Origin of the sequence: Kosmotoga pacifica (assembly GCF_001027025.1) — a bacterium.
Lineage (GTDB): Bacteria > Thermotogota > Thermotogae > Petrotogales > Kosmotogaceae > Kosmotoga_B > Kosmotoga_B pacifica.
The window spans coordinates 365,340-385,437 of the sequence record NZ_CP011232.1 but is presented as its reverse complement, the minus strand read 5'-3'; the positions used below and the strand labels follow the sequence as shown (position 1 = coordinate 385,437).

18 protein-coding genes are annotated in these 20,098 nt (G+C 42.6%); 16 read left to right on the top strand and 2 right to left on the bottom strand.

Features of this window, described 5'->3' with window-relative positions:
* Positions 1–72 precede the first annotated feature (72 nt).
* From IX53_RS01885 to IX53_RS01815, 16 genes are all read left to right on the top strand, one after another.
* The gene (locus IX53_RS01885; RefSeq protein WP_047753909.1) at positions 73–1,824 is read left to right on the top strand and encodes a coiled-coil domain-containing protein; all 1,752 of its coding nucleotides are present in this window, start codon (positions 73–75) and stop codon (positions 1,822–1,824) included.
* 91 nt (positions 1,825–1,915) lie between these two features.
* Positions 1,916–3,214, top strand: coding sequence for an asparagine--tRNA ligase (asnS, locus tag IX53_RS01880; protein ID WP_047753908.1), 1,299 nt, complete (start codon positions 1,916–1,918; stop codon positions 3,212–3,214).
* A 15-nt stretch (positions 3,215–3,229) separates the two neighbouring features.
* Entirely contained in the window at positions 3,230–4,252 is a 1,023-nt protein-coding gene (ruvB, locus tag IX53_RS01875; protein ID WP_047755364.1) for a Holliday junction branch migration DNA helicase RuvB, read from the top strand.
* Between the two features lie 17 nt (positions 4,253–4,269).
* On the top strand, positions 4,270–4,572 hold the full coding sequence (locus IX53_RS01870) for a YggT family protein (RefSeq protein ID WP_047753907.1): 303 nt from the start codon (positions 4,270–4,272) through the stop codon (positions 4,570–4,572).
* Positions 4,573–4,577: 5 nt separating this feature from the next.
* Positions 4,578–5,405, top strand: a complete 828-nt coding sequence (locus tag IX53_RS01865; protein WP_053001103.1) for an NAD(+)/NADH kinase — start codon at positions 4,578–4,580, stop codon at positions 5,403–5,405.
* Entirely contained in the window at positions 5,386–6,075 is a 690-nt protein-coding gene (locus IX53_RS01860) for a phosphate signaling complex PhoU family protein (RefSeq protein ID WP_047753905.1), read from the top strand. Before IX53_RS01865 ends, IX53_RS01860 begins: the two co-directional genes overlap by 20 nt.
* A gap of 16 nt (positions 6,076–6,091) precedes the next feature.
* A complete protein-coding gene (locus tag IX53_RS10445) occupies positions 6,092–10,372 on the top strand; it encodes an LptF/LptG family permease (protein WP_053001102.1) in 4,281 nt (1,426 codons plus the stop codon).
* Positions 10,373–10,381: 9 nt separating this feature from the next.
* Entirely contained in the window at positions 10,382–11,002 is a 621-nt protein-coding gene (locus tag IX53_RS01850) for a uracil-DNA glycosylase (protein ID WP_047753904.1), read from the top strand.
* Between the two features lie 23 nt (positions 11,003–11,025).
* Positions 11,026–11,970 (top strand): NAD-dependent epimerase/dehydratase family protein, encoded by a 945-nt coding sequence (locus IX53_RS01845; protein WP_047753903.1) that lies wholly within the window; start codon positions 11,026–11,028, stop codon positions 11,968–11,970.
* Positions 11,933–13,240 (top strand): replication-associated recombination protein A, encoded by a 1,308-nt coding sequence (locus IX53_RS01840; protein ID WP_047753902.1) that lies wholly within the window; start codon positions 11,933–11,935, stop codon positions 13,238–13,240. Before IX53_RS01845 ends, IX53_RS01840 begins: the two co-directional genes overlap by 38 nt.
* Before the next feature lie 199 nt (positions 13,241–13,439).
* Positions 13,440–14,630, top strand: a complete 1,191-nt coding sequence (locus IX53_RS01835; protein WP_047753901.1) for a winged helix-turn-helix domain-containing protein — start codon at positions 13,440–13,442, stop codon at positions 14,628–14,630.
* A 379-nt stretch (positions 14,631–15,009) separates the two neighbouring features.
* A complete protein-coding gene (locus IX53_RS01830; protein WP_047755362.1) occupies positions 15,010–15,834 on the top strand; it encodes a sulfite exporter TauE/SafE family protein in 825 nt (274 codons plus the stop codon).
* A 135-nt stretch (positions 15,835–15,969) separates the two neighbouring features.
* Complete coding sequence (locus tag IX53_RS01825; RefSeq protein WP_047753900.1) at positions 15,970–17,217, top strand: ammonium transporter; 1,248 nt, start codon at positions 15,970–15,972, stop codon at positions 17,215–17,217.
* Positions 17,218–17,382: 165 nt separating this feature from the next.
* Positions 17,383–17,742 (top strand): hypothetical protein, encoded by a 360-nt coding sequence (locus IX53_RS10860; protein ID WP_156173082.1) that lies wholly within the window; start codon positions 17,383–17,385, stop codon positions 17,740–17,742.
* A gap of 37 nt (positions 17,743–17,779) precedes the next feature.
* Entirely contained in the window at positions 17,780–17,935 is a 156-nt protein-coding gene (locus IX53_RS10855) for a hypothetical protein (protein WP_156173081.1), read from the top strand.
* A 2-nt stretch (positions 17,936–17,937) separates the two neighbouring features.
* Positions 17,938–18,492: a macro domain-containing protein gene (locus IX53_RS01815; RefSeq protein WP_047753898.1), complete on the top strand. Its 555-nt coding sequence runs from the start codon at positions 17,938–17,940 to the stop codon at positions 18,490–18,492.
* An 81-nt stretch (positions 18,493–18,573) separates the two neighbouring features.
* Here IX53_RS01815 and IX53_RS01810 read toward each other — a convergent pair whose 3' ends face one another.
* Positions 18,574–19,263, bottom strand: a complete 690-nt coding sequence (locus IX53_RS01810; protein ID WP_047753897.1) for a thioredoxin family protein — start codon at positions 19,261–19,263, stop codon at positions 18,574–18,576.
* 45 nt (positions 19,264–19,308) lie between these two features.
* Complete coding sequence (locus IX53_RS01805; RefSeq protein ID WP_053001101.1) at positions 19,309–20,043, bottom strand: cytochrome c biogenesis CcdA family protein; 735 nt, start codon at positions 20,041–20,043, stop codon at positions 19,309–19,311.
* Positions 20,044–20,098 lie beyond the last annotated feature (55 nt).

Sequence of the window (20,098 nt, the reverse complement as noted above, 5' to 3'; positions counted from 1 at the left end):
CATGTAACTCAAATTGTGTGGGGAAATTGTGATAGAATTTTACCGATATGTACTTTCCAGGGAGGTGAATTTATGAAAAGGAGAACGATGGGGCTTCTTGTTGGTTTGTTGTTGCTTTTATCCATTCAATTGCTGGCAGTTGTGGAATATGAAGACGTTGCCCCCGGCCACTGGGCTTACGGCGATATTGTCAACCTCACGGAACTCGGTATACTCAGCGGTATTAAAGTCGATGGAAAACTCTATTACAAAGGTTCAGATCCGCTTAACAGATATCAAGCGGCAGTTCTTCTTGGAAAACTGTTAAAATACATCGATGAAAACTATCAGAAAATTGGTGTATCAACCGCTGGAATCGTTCCTGAAGACATCATGGGAACTTTGAATCGTTTAGAGATGGCGATAAAAGACGAATCCGGTAATATCATTCAGCTCAGTGAAATACTCGAGATTGTAAAAGAACTAGAAGCAAAAGTTGCGACTCTCGAAAGTAAGCGAATAGAAGAAAGTGTCCCACTTCCACAATCCGCCATTCAGGATATTCTCAAGAGAATAAAGGCGGTTTCAGAGGATATGTCATACCTGAGGTTGGATATAAATACCCTCGCTTCAAGTTCAACTGAATACGAAAAAGTACTCAATGATGTAACAACAAAGCTGGAACTCATCGACAGCGGAATCCTTGGATTGAAAGAAAGGCTGGGTTCTCTCGAAGCTCTTACAAAAGGGCACGATGCATCCTTCAAGACCCTCGGCGAAAGTATAAGACTGGCGAAGAAAGAGCTCGACAGCCTTTCCGACGAGGTAAATACACTTAAATCAAAGTTGAGTTCGTTGGAAGTCCTTGAAAACGACCTGTCAAGCAATCTTGAAAACTTCCGTGCTGACATCCTTGGCGAACTCGATGGGTTGAAAACCAGGCTTGGCAGTCTTGAAGCAGAATTCGAAAAGTTTGCTACCAGGGACTATGTTGATAACGAGCTTGAGAAGACAAGCACCAGCCTCAAGGCCTATATTGATAATAAATTTGAAGGTCTCGCAACGAAGGAGGAACTCACAGAGATAAAGGTCAACCTCTCAGACCTCATCACGAGAAGTGATCTGAGTAGTGCCTTGAAACTCTATGTAGGTATAGACGAATTGACGAAAGCAAAAGAAGAGTTTAGCAAAAAAACCGATGAACTCGAATCGGGTCTGAACGAAGTGAGAAACTTTGCCAATGAAAGATATGATGAACTTGCCAAAATGATAAACGTCATGAGCAACAGGCTTGACGATGTCGAGAACTTGAAGAACGATGTCTCCGGTTTGCAAATAAATTACTCAAAAGTCTCAGCTGACCTATTGAACCTCAAAAGTTCTTTTGATGCTTTGAAAGCTTCTTACGATGATTACAGTGCTTCCAGCCTTGAAAGGCTTGATGCTCTTGAGGGGAAAATAGGAACTTTTGATGAAGCTTTCAGTGCTTTGGAGAAAAAAATCAATGACAAACTCGGCGAAGATTTTGTCTACTTCGAAAACCTGATGGTGGATGTGACAAAGCTACAGGACAAAGTGGGCGCCATAGAAGTCGCTTTTGCGGATGTTAAAAACACCGTTCAGCAAGATCACGTTACTCTCACAAAAATGGCGAGTGAAACAGAGATTCTTACCGCGAAAGTGTCCGATATTGAAACGAAATTCAACGACTTCAAATTACAGGTACCCACACAGGAAAGTGTGCGACATGCCAACGATAATGCTGTCACAGCGCTATACGTTGGGATAGTTGGAGTCATTCTTGGTATTGCAGCGGTTGTTTTGACATTTTTCCCGAGTAACTGATAGCGAATTTGAATTAATCCCGGGGCAGGAGCCCCGGGTTTTCTTTTTTTGATATAATCGTTTAGAAGATGAGAAGGCTGGAGGTGTTTGAATGGACTGGATTTATATATCGAAGCTAAAAGAATATGCCGGTAAAGATGTTGAGATAAGAGGATGGTTGCGCCGGAAAAGATCCAGTGGAAAGATTCATTTTCTGTTTTTAAGAGATGGAACAGGCTTTGTGCAGGGCATTGTGGAAAAGTCCTCGGTGCCAGAAGAAGTTTTTAACCTCGCGAAGAAATTAAAGATGGAGTCAAGCATAATAGTCAGGGGTACTGTGAGAGAAGAAGAACGCGCGCCAGGAGGCGTTGAGATTTTGGTCAAAGAGATAGAAATAATCCATGTACCCGAAAAGGAGTTCCCGATAAACAAGCCAGACCATGGTATAGACTTCCTAATGGATCACCGACATCTCTGGCTCCGTACACAGCGGCAATTCCACATACTAAAAGCCCGTCATGAGATCATAAAGGCCATAAGAGATTTTTACAACGAGAGGGAATTTGTCCTTGTGGACACCCCAATATTTACCGGATCAATAGGTGAAAGTGCGGGTAACCTCTTCGAACTCGATTACTTTGATTATGGCAAAGCATATCTGGCACAGACGGGACAGCTTTACCTGGAAGCCGCCTGTATGGCTCTCGGTAAAGTTTACAATCTCGGTCCCACCTTCAGAGCAGAGAAGTCCAAGACGCGCAGACACCTGATTGAATTCTGGATGAATGAAGCAGAAGTCGCCTACTACCAACATGAAGATAATATCAGGTTACAGGAAGAACTGGTGTCCTACGTAGTGCAGAAAACTCTTGAAAATGCTGGTGAACATCTGAGGGCTTTGGGCAGGGACACATCAAAATTAGAAAAGGTCGTCGCGCCTTTCCCGAGAATTACATACACCGATGCGATCAAGCTTCTTCAGAAAAAGGGCTTCAATGTTTCGTGGGGTGACGATATCGGCGGCGACGAGGAAACAGCTATTGCAGAGGAATTCGATAAGCCTGTCATTGTTGAAAGGTATCCGAGAAAGATGAAGGCCTTCTATATGCAACCCGACCCAGAAAATCCAGACGTCGTACTTTGTGACGATATGCTTGCTCCCGAAGGTTATGGAGAGATCATCGGTGCTTCAGAGAGGATCTGGCAAAAAGAGGTGCTCATTCAGAGAATCAAGGAATTCGATCTTGATGTTAACTCCTATGACTGGTACCTGGATCTAAGAGAGTTCGGTACCGTTCCTCACAGCGGCTTTGGTATGGGCGTTGAACGTGTGGTAGCCTGGATATGTGGCCTCGAACACGTGAGGGAAGCGATACCCTTTGCAAGAACCCTTTACAGGATTCATCCATAGGTGAGTGTTGTGGAGCTGGATAGGGAACGCTTTCTTTCACCGGGAGAGCTAAAAGAGGACTACATAATCAGAAGCCTCAGGCCCGGTCGCCTTGAGGAATACATTGGCCAGAAAAATGTCAAGGAAAGGCTCCAGATCGCGATCGAAGCGGCGAAAGTAAGGCGAGAGCCTTTAGATCATGTATTACTCGCAGGTCCGCCGGGGCTGGGAAAGACGACCTTGTCCCACATAATTGCCAATGAGATGGGAACAAATATCTACATCACCAGTGGCCCCGTTATCGAGAAACAGGGTGATCTTGCGGCCATATTGACGGGTCTTGAGCGTGGCGATGTCCTCTTCATTGACGAAATTCACAGGCTTGGCCGCGCGATAGAAGAAATACTCTATTCGGCCATGGAAGATTTTCAACTGGATATTATGATAGGCAAAGGGCCCAGTGCTCGCTCGATACGGCTCGATCTGAATCCCTTCACCCTTGTGGGCGCCACAACGAGGTCAGGTTTGATAGGTGCACCTTTGCGAAACAGGTTTGGCATGGTTCTTGAGATGGAGTTCTACAGGACAGAAGAACTCGAGGAAATAATAAATAGATCCGCGAGACTCCTTGAAGTTGAGATCGAAGCAGAAGCTGCAAGACTTCTTGCAATGAGGTCAAGGGGCACCCCGAGAATTGCAAATCGTTTGCTCAGGCGTGTAAGGGACTTCGCCACAGTAGACGGTTCGAACAAAATCACCGCAGGAATGGTATCCAGGGCTATGAAAGTCATGGGGATTGACAATGAAGGCCTTGATGATATGGACAGGAAGATACTGAGAGTGCTTATCGAGAACTATGAGGGTGGACCAGCCGGTCTTAAAGCTATTGCCGCATCTGTTGGTGTAGAACCTGAGACAATAAGCGAAGTGTATGAGCCTTATCTGCTTCAAGCAGGTTTTCTTGTTCGAACCCATAGAGGAAGAGCTATCACTGAAAAGGCATACAGACACCTCGGACTTAAACCCAACCGTCCGGGCACTCTTTTTGATGAGATGTAGTAGGGAGGAGAAGGGAAATGTTTGTGCTTTCGAATTTCATATATTCTTTGGCTGTTATTGCAAGAATCGTAGTGGAACTGGAGATGTTTTCCGTGATCCTTTCAACGGTATTCAGCTGGATCGCTCCGGGAGTTTACTCATCTGTGAGAATATTTTTTCAGGTTTTAAGTGATTTTATCATGAAGCCGATCAAACGAATACTTCCAGGATTGGTCGTCGGAGGCGTTGATTTAAGCCCCGTTATAGCAATTTTGCTTCTCGTATTCATCGACCAATTTTTAATTGCAACTCTCTTCGATCTGGCACACAGACTGAGGTGATTGTTTTGAAGGCTGTTGTATTCTTCAACAGCAACAGGTTAACGTCGCTGGATATGGAAAGTATCGAACGCACCCTGAGAGATTATGATATTGAGTTGATAATCTGTTCTGATCGACGAAGCTGTTCATCGGAAACATTTGACGTCGTCATGACCTTTGGGGGCGATGGTACAGTACTCAAAGCCGTGCCCTACGCTCTTGAGAGCTCTGTTCCGATATTGAGTTTCAAAGTGGGGAGCGTGGGATTTCTATCTGCGTTCGAGCTTCACCAGATAAACGAGGCTCTCACTGCGTTCAGAAACTCCGGGCTTACTGCAGATAAGAGAAGACTGCTTCAGATTAACACCGGATTTGGTATTGAATACGCCCTGAATGACTTTGTGCTGGAACGTTCAAGGCCAAGCAGGACGATATCTCTGGGAGTAGAAATAGAAGGATTTTCTCCGTACAATATTGCGGGTGATGGTATCATCATATCCACTCCAACAGGTTCCACCGCTTATAACCTCGCAGCTGGAGGAGCTATTATAGATCCGATTTCAGAGGTCTATCAGGTGACTCCTTTGAGCCCCCACAATCCTTACGTAGGGAGTGTTGTGGTCAGCGCTACAAGAAGCACAACCGTCAGAATCCTTGATGACAGAGGTTATAGTATAGATTGTTATATCGATGGTTCGCTTTGTCGTGAGTTCAGAAAAGGTGCCAGGATTAATGTATCGCTTTCCAAAAAAACTATCACTCTGCTAAGGCCAAGAGAATTTGATTTCGTCGGAGTAATGAAGAAGAAGCTTGCCTTTGGCGGGAGGCTAAAAGATGATATCCAGAAAAGGTGAAGCAAGACTCGAGGAACTGAGGGAAGATATATTGAAATTCGCCCGCTATGTTCAAACACTTTATGGTAAGACGAAGATGGCCTTTCTTGAACGTAATGATCACCACGCCAGGGACGTTATCTATTCTTCGACTATACTGGATTCTTTTCAGGTTAATATCGAGCGAAAAATTGTCACCCTTACCGGTACGCTCATTCTCAGGGGGAAGAATCTCAGATTTTTAACGACAGGAATGAAATTGGTGACCAAGTTAAGGAGGATAGGGCGCCATTGTATTTCCATTTCACAGTCCTCGATGGAATTATCAAAATACTCCCCGATCGGTTTTTACAACAGTATGTCAAAAATGGTGAATATTGTAGACGAAATGCTAAACGGTTCAGTGAAGAATATTTCGTCTCCATCTCTCGGGCTTTCTGCCCAGATCTGTACAAGGGATAACGCCGTTGATACTCTTTTGGCGGGCATAGAAAAAGAAATAACCGAGACATTGATTCAAAATCCTCAGATCACGCCCCAGGGAGTCAAGTTGATAAACATACTCAAAGAGTTCGAAGAAATTGCGGATCTTTCGACAACATTAGTTGAATGTTCCGTGTTCATTGAAACCGGTAAGTATTACAAATGTGTGGGGGATGACTTTTTCGAGTTTGAAAACTTGAAAGACTGAAACCGGGGGAATCCCAATGAGTATCCTCATAAAATACATTATCAGACAGTCTCTGGGCTCATTTCTTATTGGGCTGGGAGGGTTCATCCTTTTTGTCAGCCTTGAGCTTTTATACCAGCTTTCTGACCTCATAGTGCGCTATAAGGTTGGGATGGACAAATTGTTTATTCTGATCTACTATAATCTTCCATACTTCATTGTCCTCGGAATTCCTGTTGGAGTCCTTCTGGCGATCTTCTGGACGCTATCAAGAATGAGATCTGATAACGAATTAATTGCCCTGCAGACGCATGGAGTTACCCTGAAGACTATTGTGGTACCCTTCGTTATCTTCTCGGTAGTACTCTGTATTGTTGCGTACAGTTTCAATGACTTCATCGTTCCTGCCGCCAATCGCAAAGCTTCCGAAGCCATAGCAAAGTACGTGTACAAAAGACCTGAGGTTACCTTAAAGGAAAACGCGTTCATGGAAGATGGTAGAGGCAGGTATCTCTACATAAAGAGGATCGACCCTGAGACAGGTAATTTACAGAAATTACTCTTGTATGATCTGAGTGGTGGTAAGACACGGGTCATCAGCGCTGAGAGAGCTTCCCGTGAATCAGGGAAATGGATAATGCACGACGGGCGTATCTTTGAGACAGACAAAACGGGATTTTTGACTCTGGATATGAAATTTGATTCTCTTGAACTTGAGTTCGATCAGGATATTAGTCAGTATATTAGGAGTTCGAAATCTCCCAGGGAAATGACGAGTTCAGAGTTGAGAAAGAAGATAGAGAGTTTTGAAAAGCTCGGCGTCGATACGTCTTCTCTTCAGGTAGCCCTTCAGGAAAAAATATCGAATTCCCTTGCTCCCTTCGTGATTGTCCTTCTGGGCGTACCCATTTCGCTTCTCCTGAACCTAAAATCAAGATCATGGTCGGTCATACTGACCTTTATACTTGTTGTTATTTATCAGGGTTCAGGTGCCTGGCTGAGTGCCATGGGGAAAGAAAATCTTCTCAATCCTGTGCTGGCTCCCTGGATTCCAAATATAATTTTCACGATCTTCGGAATAGCGGTTTTTGCACTCATTGACACGAGGGCCTCATATAAACTCAGTGAATTCCTCGGTAGAATTTTCAAGATCAGCTCAGTCTTGCTCGTTTTGGGCCTCTCAACAACTCTGTTTAGTGGGAGTCTGAAGCTGTCCGCAGGTTCAGTTACCGGCAAAGCCAATGAAATTCTTCTAACACAGGGAGTGCAGCTCAGTTACACCAGCACGGTTATGAATGTTACCGTTTCAGCTTCAAACGCTTCGATTCTGCTTAAGGATGGAGATCCCGTTTCCATAGCTTTTTGGGGTAATGTCAGGATATCAACCGGTGAAAATGTAATTCTAGCTGAAAGAGCCATATTAGAACTCGACAGAGAGATGATTCAGGCTTTGAATGCTTACACAAAGACAGCACTTAAGATTCCGAAAATTGGTACTGGAGAGAGTAAGAGTGTGGATTTTTTCGTTTATGGTGAATATGTGGAATCAACAACAGAAACGACTCCCACCATTAGATTTCGAGATTCGTCTTTCACAACCTGTGAACTGGAAAAGCCCCATTATACGTTCAACGTGAGCTATGCCCGGCTCAAACCTGGAGAATACCTTGAAGTAGAGAATCTTGTCATGAAAATCCTTGATGTCCCTGTCTTCTATTTTCCCTGGTACTATTTTCGTCTTGACGACCCCCAGCGACGTCCTTTTCAGATAGACCTCAGTTCCATCGGTGAAGGCCGAACCACCGTTACACTCAGATATCTTAAGATCAAGGGGCTTTCTCTAAGTTTCTCGTGGGAAAGAAATTGGGAAACTGGTGCCGATTATTTCAACTTTATCGGAGGTGTGTCTACTGGAACAGGTGAAATAAAGGGACTTTTTCAGTATAGTGAGGACGTGATTACCAGCGGCTATAATCTCGGCACATATTTTCTCTTCAGCCCAAAAATCAACGGCTCACTTAATATAGGCGGATTGTATTTGAATGGAGAACCTTCTGTGACTTTGAAAGAACCATTCAGGAACACAATTCTCGGTTATAAATTTGTCGAAGGGAAGAAAAAAGCGATAAGTCCTTTCGACTTGCAGAATGTTGAAAACCTCTACTTGGGAACCTTTGATTACAGGTCCTCTCCTACTTTCAAAGCAGATTTTTCTTTTACCGGAACCTATGGATTGCTTACAAATACAGAAGAAGCCACCTATCTATGGGGAAGTTCTTTTTCCATCGAGCTTCCGGTAGATTTCACCTACACGACTACCGCTGTTAAAGCCTCCGGAAAAAGCGGTATTGTTGATTTTGAATTCGGTAGGTATTACTTGGATGATAGCCTTAAATATTATCTGAATGCCAGTGCATCGTTGTCCAGGGCAAAGCTATATTTATTTGGAGCTGAATCAGAGATAAATGAACTCGCTTTCACAATTTCTTCAAGCTCAACGGTAGAAGGAAATTCAGCTACCTCGCTGCTGCTACCTGAAAACATAGACGAATTTCATCTGTCTGTGAAGACTTATAGACTCAACTGGGGCAACTTTTCTACGTCAGGAGATCTTGAAGGCACTTTTGACAACCAGCAAATAGCGATCTACACCCCTGTTTCAGGTGGCAAAGGTAAGAATACTTTTACCTTCCTTACGAAGGATAAGAAGTTCGAGTTGACTGGAAATTATGCATTAAATTATAGTAGTGCCCCTGAAAGCCCGAAAGAAAGTCTCTTTTGGATCGAACCGTTAAAAGTATCTTACACCGGTGTGTTCAATATCCAATCGGATTCGAGTTATAGGATCGCCCATGATGAAAGCTGGAGTTTCAAAACGAGCACCTCTATCTCAAAAGCGATACCATTTTTGATGAAAAAAATAGGGAATTTCAATTACAAAATGAATTTGACTCCATCATACACACTGGATTTTGAAGCCACTGATACCTCCACTTTTCTAGCGGAGCTTCTTAATGGAACACCAAAACTCGCCCTCAGCAACGAACTAGAATACACTCCTTCTGCTTCTTTTAACAGCTACATACGATACAATCCAACACTGGATTTCAAAACCGGAATCATCGAAAATCCTGGAAAATTCAATATGGAAGCAAAACTGAAATTAATGGATATCGAATACAGCACTGAGCTCGACTTTAATGCCCTATTTTCAGATGATGCTACGTTCATCGGGATTGGTGAGCTGAAAACTGCTGGTAACCTGAATTTTTATGGCTTTGAAATAAATCACCAGGAAAAGACCGTTCTGGATTCAACAAGGGCTTCCGAAACAAGTTTTGATGTAACCGTAAGTTACGGTGCAATCACTCACAATACCAGTTCAAGATATTTTTGGAACGAAAAATCATTTGAAAAAATCAAGAACACAGAAACAATAAGTTATGAGAATGAAAGAAACAAGCTTGCGTTTTCTTTTGAATGGCAGCTGACTCCGGATTCGACTTTTGCCGAAGATAATCCAATTAGCGTTAAGCTTGAACTCGAGCTGTCAGATTTGCTTGCTTTTAGTTTCAGCATGGGATACCCCTTTGTGTACAGAAATAAAATCTGGCCGGAGCGAATACTAATTAATTTTAAAAGACTGAAAACACATTATTTCGATGCGAAGGAACTCAAAGTCGATCTGTTGTTGAGGGATAAAGATTTCGACCCGCAATATCCTTTCCCTGACCGATATTTCTCCGAAAAGTTCGGTACCGGTAGCGGGCGCTTTTATATACTTGATGTTGAAAGTTTGCAAATCGGGGAATTCAAAGCTGAAAGTGCTTTTTTAGCTTTGAAAAAACTGACAGATGAACCTTCTAGATATACTCTTTCCGCTGGGATTGGCGGTCTTTATCTATTGAATCAAAAACTTCTTTCTGGTGGGAGAAGGGGTATTCAGGATTACGGTTTATCACTGGAACTGTCATTCTCTGAACAGTTTGAGAGTTTCCAGTTAAACATCAATAATTTAAAGATAGGGAATTCTCTTCTAAAACACCTGAGCCTTTATATCGGAGAAAAAAATTATCTGGAAATTGGTACCACATTCGATAACATCGACTGGGATACACTTTATAATAGTTCAAGACCTCTATTCATAGATCTGCACTGTATGGCGCTCGAAGGAGTGCTCAAACTGAATTTTTCTGGCAGTACTTTCTCTGAAATCGTGCAAATGGTTGGAGTAAAATATTATATAAAGGCACTGTCAGATAGATATCTCGTTCTGGGTATTGAGAATGGGAGACCCTATTTCAAATTTAGATTCTGAGGTGGAAATATGACCGATTACATCAAGAGAAAAGAAATCATGCTTGCAATCACGAGAAAGATTGAAGAGTGTACCTCGTGTCCTTTGAGTATGGAAAGGACGAATGTTGTGCCGGGGGAAGGTTCACTTGAGAGCCCCATCGTCTTTGTTGGAGAAGGTCCGGGAGCCGAAGAAGACGCCAGCGGAAGGCCTTTCGTAGGAAGGGCAGGACAGTTGCTTACAAAGATTCTGGAATCAGTTAATCTTTCAAGGGAGGACGTTTATATAACGAACGTAGTCAAATGCAGACCACCGAAGAACCGGGCACCTACTTACGAGGAAATGAAAGCCTGTTCGCCGTTTTTGCTTTCACAACTTGCCATTATAAAACCAAAACTGATAGTAACTCTCGGTGCTACGGCACTCTCCTTCTTCCTGGAGAATGAAAAGGTGGCTATTACCAGATACAGGGGACAGCTCTACGACTGGTATCCCGGTACGAAGATCTTTGCCATGTTTCACCCCAGTTATTTGTTGAGAAACCCGTCGAAAGCACCGGGCTCGCCGAAATACCTGACATGGGAAGACATAAAGAAAGTTCGAAAGATGTACGATCAGGCCCTCAAGGAAGAAGAGCTTTCCCTTGAATAAAAAATCATGAAAGGAGTAATACTATGGCTGACAACTTATTAGTAACCGGTGGGGCAGGATTTATAGGTTCGCACGTCGTTAGTGCACTCATCGAAAAGAATATTATCCCCATAGTTGTGGATAACCTTTCTTCCGGAAAAGTTGAAAATCTCGACCCGAGAGCGCTTTTTTATCAGCAGGACATCACAGATGATGAGATGATGGAAAAGATATTCATGCTGCATAAGCCACGTTATGTCTTCCATCTGGCGGCACAGATAAGTGTATCACATTCTGTAAAAGACCCCATTGAAGATGCTAACATCAACATCATTGGCACATTAAAATTGCTGAGACTTTCAGTGAAGTACGGTGTGGAGAAGTTCATCTTCTCTTCTACAGGTGGGGCCATCTATGGAGATGATGTCTCGGAAACACCCACACCAGAAGGAGAATTTCCAAAGCCAATTTCTCCTTATGGAATAGCGAAATTCTCTGTTGAAAATTATTTGAGGTTCTACAACTATCAGTATGGACTCAAATATGCTGTACTTAGATACGCCAACGTTTATGGTGAAAGGCAGGATCCACATGGTGAAGCTGGTGTGGTCGCGATTTTCTCAAAGAGAATGCTGGCCAACGACGAGGTCATTATCTTTGGTGATGGTGAAAATGTTCGGGACTACGTTTATGCCGGCGATGTTGCACGCGCGAATGTTCTTGTTATGGAAAAAGTAGAGAATGAAGTGATAAACATAGGCACAGGTATCGGAACATCGGTCAACGAACTCTTTGCTTTATTGAAAGAGATTACAGGATACCAGAAAGAACCGGTGTACGCTGACCCGAGACCCGGCGATTTGAGAAAATCCATTTTGAAGTGGGACAAAGCAAAAGAACTCATGGGATGGGAACCGAGTATGAAACTCAAAGACGGGTTGGTGAAAACCGTTGAATTCTTCAGAACAGAAATGGGTGCCTCTGAGTGAGCGCCTGAGGCCCCGTAACTTTGATGATCTGGTAGGCCAGGAACATCTTACCGGAAAAAACGGAATAATCCGCCGTGCAGTACAAAGTGGCTATATATTCTCAATGATCTTGTTTGGTCCTCCGGGATCGGGAAAAACAACGATTGCGAGACTCATTGAAGAATCACTAACAGATGATAAATACGAGTTCATTGCCTTCAGTGCAAGCCTGCAGGGGACAGCGGATCTAAAGAAAATCTTCGATAGGGCGAGACAGTTAAGGAGATATGGTAAACATCTTGTCCTCTTTGTGGACGAAATTCATAGGCTTAATAAAATGCAGCAAGATGTCTTTCTACCGGTGGTTGAAGACGGAACCGTTACCCTGATCGGAGCTACCACGGAGAACCCGAGTTTCGAGGTTAATCCGGCGCTTCTCTCCCGATGCCGTTTGCTCGTATTGAGGCAACTTTCACCAGAGGACACAGTTGAACTTCTTCACAGAGCCCTCGCAAAAGATGAAAGACTTTCATCACTGGGCATTGCCATATCAGAAGAGCTTATAAGGATATTAGCAGAAAATGTTGGTGGTGATGCGCGTGTCGCGCTGAATTTCCTTGAAACGCTCTATGAAAACGCTGCCGCGATGGGATATAGAGAATTAAACGTTGATATACTCGACGAACTGCCTATCATATCCCATAAACGTTACAGAAAAGCCGGTGAAGAACATTATGACCTCATTTCAGCTTTCATAAAAAGCATGCGCGGCAGTGATCCGGATGCTGCCGTTTATTACATGATGCGCATGATTGAAGCAGGCGAGGACCCAAAATTCATAGCCCGAAGGATGGTTATACTTGCTTCCGAAGATATAGGACTGGCCGATCCCATGGCCCTGCTGGTCGCTGTGGCGGCGTTTCAAGCTGTGGAGAGGGTTGGTCTCCCGGAGTGTACTTTGAATCTTTCAGAAGCAGCGATCTATCTTTCTGTTGCTTCAAAGAGCAATTCGGTCTATCTCGCGCAAAAAACCGCACAGGAAGTTATAAAAAAATATCCCAACTTAGAGGTTCCGTTGAAACTGCGAAACCCGGTTACAGACACGATGAGGAAAATGGGTTATGGAAAAGACTACAACTACCCCCATGATTCTGGCGGTTTTTCCCGTGAGCTATATTTGCCTGACAAAATAAAAAACGTGGTTTTCTACAAACCCACGGAAAACGGCAGGGAAAAAACCGTGAAGGCACGCCTCGAAAAACTCTGGAAGGGATTGAAGAAATTCGAATAATGCACGAATTCATGATCCGCTTTGGTGACAACTTCAATCTTTACTTCCTCTGACGGGAAATCCACTTACCCATAAATAAAGGTACTGAATTTTGTATTTAGAATGCTAAATGGCGTTAATTTGTAGCTGTTTAAAGTTCCTGGAATGGGATTAAACACATGATGCGGGGGCTTACAAAAAAGGTTAGGAGTGTTCTTATATGCAGTTAACGAAGAAACAAGCTCGACAATTCATTCTTATACATCAAATGATTATGCCTCCACGTAAACTTATGGGGAAAGAAGGTGTTCTGCAATATATACACCATGCAGGATGTATTCAATTTGACCCCCTTAATGTGGTAGGATACAATCCATACCTTGTTCTTCAATCTAGAATTGAAAACTTCAAATCAGAATACCTACAAGAACTTTTATATTCTGACAGAAAATTATTAGACGGTTGGGATAAAAATATGTCCATATATTCTATTGAAGATTGGCCTTATTTCAGTAGATATCGTGAAGAAGCATATCAACGATATGGGGATGGCTCGAGCCCTATCAATAAAATATTGCCAAAGGTGAGAGAAGCGCTCAATCGAAATGGTCCATTGTCCTCTATCGACTTGAATTTTGACACTATGGTAGATTGGTCTTGGGCACCTACCAGGGCAGCCCGGGCAGCGTTGGAAAGCATGTATTACTGGGGTGAGCTAATTATCCATCATAAAGTCGGTACGAGGAAGGTATATGACTTTACTAAAAAGCACCTTCCATCTGAATTACTTTCTTTGCCAGACCCTAATACGACAATGGAACAGTACTTTGAGTGGCATGTTAAAAGACGAATCAAAGCTGTCGGATTATTGTGGGGGCGTCCTAGTGACGCTTGGCTTGGTATACGCTGGATGAAAAGCAATGAATGTATTGAGGCTCTTTCACGACTTGAAAAAAAGGGCGAAGTGTTACGAATCGAGGTAGAGGATATCAAATACCCTTTCTATATCCTGAAAGAGGAAGCACCGTTGTTGCATGAGGTATTAAACGGGGTTGATGTAGAACCACAGGCGTCTTTTATTGCACCTTTAGATAATCTATTATGGGATCGTAAATTAATTAAGGAGATTTTTGGATTCGAATATGTCTGGGAGGTATATAAGCCGGTATCTGAGCGTAAATATGGATACTACGTATTACCAGTTTTATATGGGGATAGATTTGTGGCTCGCTTTGAACCTAAATTTGACAAAAAAATTGGGAAGCTTAATATTATTAACTGGTGGTGGGAACCTGATATGATTGTTTCAAAAGAGATGGAGAAGGCGTTGATTCAATGTTTTAAACAATTTTTAGAGTATCTGGGTGCTACGGGCGTGCAGTTTAATAATGGAAGCATTCTGACAATATAAAATCCAGCATCTGAATATGATTGAAGGTGTGACCAAAAAATACAAATATCTTTTTCTGGGGCTGAAATAGCCCCAGATTTTCTAATTTATTGAGAACGACATTTTTTTGTTTTTACTCATTTGTACTACAAATCAAAACAAGAATGAAAACAATGAAGGAATAAAATATAAAGGGGTGAAATTAGCATATATATGCTTTTGCAAAGTACTATGGTGTAAACAGCTTGTGAAAAAAGGAGCATACCTGAATGAAAATAAAGCGTGCGCGGGTATGTAAATGTTGGTGGGATGGTTGGGGAATAAGCTCCTCCGAAAATTCTGACAGGGAAAAGAACAATCGACCTTAACGGAATGAGTGAAAGGAGGAGCTAATGTGCAAATGCAAATGATACATATTGTGATTCTTTTGATTACCGGGGCTGGTGTTGGCTTTGCCTCCGGGCTTCTGGGTGTTGGTGGATGCTTCCTTATGGTACCCGTTCAGTTTTGGGTGTTAACCTCCATAGGAGTTGATTCCACAATAGCTATTCGAATTGCCTTTGGGACAAATCTTGCGGTTGTTTTGCCTACGGCAATCAGTGGAGCATTTGGTCATCACCGCAAAGAAGCGGTTTTATGGAAAGCAGGTATTGTTCTCGGGTTAACAGGACTTGCAGGAGCGTTTGTGGGTGGATTTATCGCCACACACGTACCCGGTAACTTCCTCACAATCGCTTTTGGCTTGGCTATTCTTGCAGGTGCCATAAGAATGTTGACAGCAAAGCCCATTAAAGCGGAAAGCAAGCCCGTGAACAGTGTTCTCACTTGCATGCTTTGGGGGTTTCCACTGGGAATTGTATCCGGAATTATCGGGATTGGCGGCGGCGTATTGATGATACCTGTCATGGTCATCGCTTTAGGATTTGATATGCATCAAGCGGTTGGAACATCGACAGCGTTGATGATCTTTACTTCGATAGGAGGAATTCTGTCTTACATAGTTAATGGTTTGAATGTCCCGGGATTGCCTGTATACTCCGTGGGTTATGTTAACCTTCTGCAATGGATTCTGTTAGCGGGCACGAGTGTTCCCATAGCTCAGATAGGGGTAAAAGCTGCCCACAAACTTCCAGCTAAACAATTAAAATACGCTTTCATAGTTGTGATGATCTACATGAGCTTAAAGATAATAGGAGTGTTTAGCTGGTTGCATTTACCGTTATGATTGGGAATGCTAATTCGTAGTATGGGTGCTTTGTGTTAATGTGCTTTTCTCAAAGAGGGGGGTGAGAATGTTCCCGAGGAGAATCAATGTTAGTCATGAGAATATATATTCAAACGTGAACGAGTTGTGCGAGTAATGGTTGAAAAACAATTAAAGGAAGAGGTGAAGAAAGTGTTTGACACAGGAAATACGGGTTTCATGCTTGTTGCGACAAGCCTTGTTATGTTGATGACACCTGGTCTGGCTTTCTTTTATGGTGGGCTCGTGAGCAGGAAAAATGTGCTTACGATAATGATGCAGAGTTTTGTATCAATGGGATGGACAACCATCTTGTGGGTTACAGTTGGATTTACGATGTGCTTTGGCGGAGATATTGGTGGAATAATTGGAAATGGAAAGTATTTATTCCTCCATGGTATTAGCCTCAGCACAGCTTTTGGTTCCAATATGGGAATTCCCATGCTGGTGTTTGTAGCATACCAGATGATGTTTGCCATAATAACTCCTGCATTGATAACAGGTGCTTTCGCAGATAGGGTTCGTTTCAAGGCGTATATGATATTCCTGACGGTCTGGCTTCTTTTCGTATATTTCCCGCTGGTGCATATGGTATGGGGTGGAGGCCTCTTTCAGCAGTGGGGGGTTCTTGATTTTGCAGGAGGTATAGTCGTACACGCGAGCGCAGGTTTTGCAGCTCTTGCGTCGGTGTTCTTTGTAGGAAAGAGGAAGGTTAAAAATATGAGACCGCACAGTATACCTTTGGTCGCTCTGGGTACAGCGTTGCTGTGGTTCGGGTGGTATGGTTTTAATGCTGGAAGTGAATTGAGAGTGGACTCTGTAACAGTTTCAGCATTTTTAAATACTGATGTTGCAGCATCTTTCGCAGCAATAACATGGTTGGTTCTCGCGGTGATATTTGAGAAAAAGCCAAAAGTTTTGGGTATGCTTACAGGCGCGGTCGCAGGTCTCGCCACAATAACCCCCGCCGCGGGATATGTGAGTGTACAGACGTCGATGTTGATTGGAATAATTGCTTCTCTCGTTGGATATGCAGCCATCGCATACAAAAATAAAAAAGCATGGGATGATGCTTTAGATGTTTGGGGAGTTCATGGAATGGGAGGATACGTTGGCATTTTATTGTTAGGCCTGTTTGCCAGCACTAATGTTAATCCAAATGGTGCAAATGGTCTTTTCTTTGGTGATGCGTCGTTCTTTCTTAAAGAATTTGTTGCCGTTACAGTAACTGCGATTTACGCATTTGTATTTACATATGTAGCTCTCTGGCTTATTAACAAAATCACTCCGGTGCGGGTTTCAGAAGAGACAGAAACAAATGGTCTGGATCTGTTTGAATTCGGTGAAGAGGCTTATGTTGAGTGAATTGACTTTTTAATGCAAGTCATACACGATAGAGTATATCTGGCGAGTCACTCGTAAAGTGGTTCGCCAGATTTTTTATTTTAGTTGCTGAAAAGTCGTAGTTTATTAGCAAGTTACAACACATCATCGCTTGAGATATAGAACATTTTTACTGTTCATTTATGTATGGAATATCCTATAATAAGGATTGAACAGATAAGGCTTAAAATAAGGGAAAAGGAAACAACTGGAATGAAGAACCGGAAGGATAATATTGATTATAGGGATAGATTACTCGTGCTGGCTAAAGAGAAAGGCGTTGAAATTATCGACATATATTCCTCTATCGAAGCCGGTACTTGGAATTTTTGGGACGCATACAGTGTTGTCGAGGTTATCACCCATCCCTCGATACTGGAAGGTTGGGAGAACCAGCTTCTGGAGGCAGTTTTTGCGGAAAGATTATCGTATTGTTTGAATATGACATTTCTGGCCAGACATAAAACCTGTAAACCTCGATTATATAAATTTTGGGGATGCTTATAACACCATCAATGAAATCGTTTGTGTTAATTCGAAGATAGTGGATGAAGCTGCTCGTGAGGTGCTGGATTTTCTTTTCGACAGCGATAGATATAGGAGAACAGTGGATCGCAACTTCAGGGTGTGTCAGGAGAATTTTGGTTTTGGAAAACTCAAGGAACTTATTTCCAAACATATCGATTCTTCGGAGGGATGATGATGAAGAGTATTGTATTGGAGGATGGAAAGGTAATTCAGATAGTGCAGGGTGATATAACCAGAGAAGAAGTGGATGCCATAGTGAACGCTGCTAACGGTTATCTTAGGCATGGAGGCGGTGTCGCTGGTGCCATTGTTAGAGCAGGGGGAAAAATTATACAGGAAGAAAGTGACAGAATTATCAGGAAAACAGGTCCTTTAGAAGTTTCGGAAGTAGCTGTTACAGGAGCTGGAGAGCTGCATGCTAAATTCATTATTCACGTGCACGGTCCTCAATACGGTCAAGAGGATGTGCAGAGAAAACTCTATAATAGCTTCATGAACGTTCTGAAAAAAGCTGGTGAGCTAGGAGTCAAGACGATTTCCATTCCTGCAGTATCATCGGGAATCTTCGGAGTGCCAAAAGAGATAGCAGCAAGGGCATTTTTTCAAGCTGTAAAGGATTATTTCAGGGATAATCCAGGGACATCCATTGTCCTAATTCGAGCCTGCAACATTGACAAACCAACGACGGAAGTTTTTGAAAAAATATCCAGCGAGTATTTTGAAAAATAAGGCCGGTCACATGACCGGCCTTATTATTATTAAGAAATGTAGAAAGTGTTTTGAAGAATGAATCCTAATTACACGGATGAGTCATGCTTCATCTTTGATCAATAGAACACGAAAGGCACCTTTTTGAATGAGCTCCTTTGCTATTTCCTCATCGGTCGTAACCCATACAGCGAATGGAGTAAACTCCTTATCTGACGAGTATTCAATGGCTATGAGGTCATGCTCAAGCACGTACTGGGCATCCTCGTTACTCGCTTCAATGAGTCTATTTTCGCCGAAGTAATTATGACTTTCATTTATATAGTCAGAGAAAGAAACTCCCCGAGCATATGCCTTTTCTCCGAGAAATCTAAGAACATTTGCAAAATAATCAGCTTGTACATATCCCGGTAAGCTTGTCAAAGGTGTTCCCGTTTCGTCAAAAAACCAGAACGTGGGTGTGCCCCTTACGCCAAAGGTTGCGTAAAGGTCTCTGTAAGAGAGGGTCTCTTCTTTTCCCTGAATTTCAAGTGTAGCGGTATTATCTGAGGGGTATATTTCAACGAACACATATCCCGCCTTTAGCAATTGTCCAACGGTTTCGTCAGGTAAAGTGGATTTCTTGAAAAGGTTACAGTAGTAGCAGGTCGGATCAGAAAACATTACTATAAGTTGTTTTTGTTCGATTTGTGCAAGTTTCATTCCGATATCGAAATCATTCAGAACCGCATCAAAGGAAAAAGCAAGAACAGCCATCAAAGAAAACACTAATAACATTATGGACCTTTTCATTTGCACACCTCCTGAAGCTATTGGAATATATCAAAAACCTGGAGATTAAAAGGAAAACTGAAGTAGATTCAATTTGTCAAATATTGTGAGTATACCAGCTATGAAAAGTAAAACGAAAACAATATACCTGACTATTTTTCTTCCTTTACTTTCACCACTGAAATTAAGCTTTGAAGTCAACTTCGCTACGAAGCCACTCAACGTCAAAAACGGTATACTCAACCCAAGAGAATAAGTGAAGAGTAATAAACCACCCTGACTTGCGGTTCCTTGATTGGCAGCTAGAACAAGGATAGAACCAAGAATAGGTCCGGCGCAGGGAACCCATATCATACCTAATACGGATCCTAACAAGAAAGCGGATATAACCCCGCCATGGAACTTAAAAACATTGATTTTGATTCCTTTAAAGCTGACCTCAAACAGATAAAGAAAAGCGAACAATATGAACAATCCTCCGGAAATAATGTTCATTAACTCTCTGTTCTTGCCAATAAATTGTCCCAAACCTCCTGCTCCTGTTCCCAGCAAAAAGAAGAAAAGTGACATCCCAATAGTAAAGAACACACCCTTCAAAAACCTGTCTTTTGGTTTTTTTGCTGAACCCATGAGAACACTAAAAAACACCGGGATGAGCGGTAAAACACATGGCGAAAAAAATGAAAGCAATCCTCCCAGAAAAGCGCTTCCGTGAGAGATAGCAGTGCTGACTAGTGGTGCCACCGTTAGATTTAGAGAACCGCCCACTGTAGAAGTGGCGATTCCACTCAATTCATTCATACTACCCCTCCATAGTAAGGGATTACATATCTATTATACATCTTAGACTCCACTA

Excerpts from the sequence above, each read along its gene's own strand:
- IX53_RS01885 (WP_047753909.1), top strand. The coding sequence starts at position 73 with ATGAAAAGGAGAACGATGGGGCTTCTTGTTGGTTTGTTGTTGCTTTTA.
- asnS (WP_047753908.1), top strand. The coding sequence starts at position 1,916 with ATGGACTGGATTTATATATCGAAGCTAAAAGAATATGCCGGTAAAGAT.
- IX53_RS01870 (WP_047753907.1), top strand. The coding sequence starts at position 4,270 with ATGTTTGTGCTTTCGAATTTCATATATTCTTTGGCTGTTATTGCAAGA.
- IX53_RS01860 (WP_047753905.1), top strand. The coding sequence starts at position 5,386 with ATGATATCCAGAAAAGGTGAAGCAAGACTCGAGGAACTGAGGGAAGAT.
- IX53_RS10445 (WP_053001102.1), top strand. The coding sequence starts at position 6,092 with ATGAGTATCCTCATAAAATACATTATCAGACAGTCTCTGGGCTCATTT.
- IX53_RS01850 (WP_047753904.1), top strand. The coding sequence starts at position 10,382 with ATGACCGATTACATCAAGAGAAAAGAAATCATGCTTGCAATCACGAGA.
- IX53_RS01845 (WP_047753903.1), top strand. The coding sequence starts at position 11,026 with ATGGCTGACAACTTATTAGTAACCGGTGGGGCAGGATTTATAGGTTCG.
- IX53_RS01835 (WP_047753901.1), top strand. The coding sequence starts at position 13,440 with ATGCAGTTAACGAAGAAACAAGCTCGACAATTCATTCTTATACATCAA.
- IX53_RS01830 (WP_047755362.1), top strand. The coding sequence starts at position 15,010 with ATGCAAATGATACATATTGTGATTCTTTTGATTACCGGGGCTGGTGTT.
- IX53_RS01825 (WP_047753900.1), top strand. The coding sequence starts at position 15,970 with ATGGTTGAAAAACAATTAAAGGAAGAGGTGAAGAAAGTGTTTGACACA.
- IX53_RS10860 (WP_156173082.1), top strand. The coding sequence starts at position 17,383 with ATGGAATATCCTATAATAAGGATTGAACAGATAAGGCTTAAAATAAGG.
- IX53_RS01815 (WP_047753898.1), top strand. The coding sequence starts at position 17,938 with ATGAAGAGTATTGTATTGGAGGATGGAAAGGTAATTCAGATAGTGCAG.
- IX53_RS01810 (WP_047753897.1), bottom strand. The coding sequence starts at position 19,263 with ATGAAAAGGTCCATAATGTTATTAGTGTTTTCTTTGATGGCTGTTCTT.
- IX53_RS01805 (WP_053001101.1), bottom strand. The coding sequence starts at position 20,043 with ATGAATGAATTGAGTGGAATCGCCACTTCTACAGTGGGCGGTTCTCTA.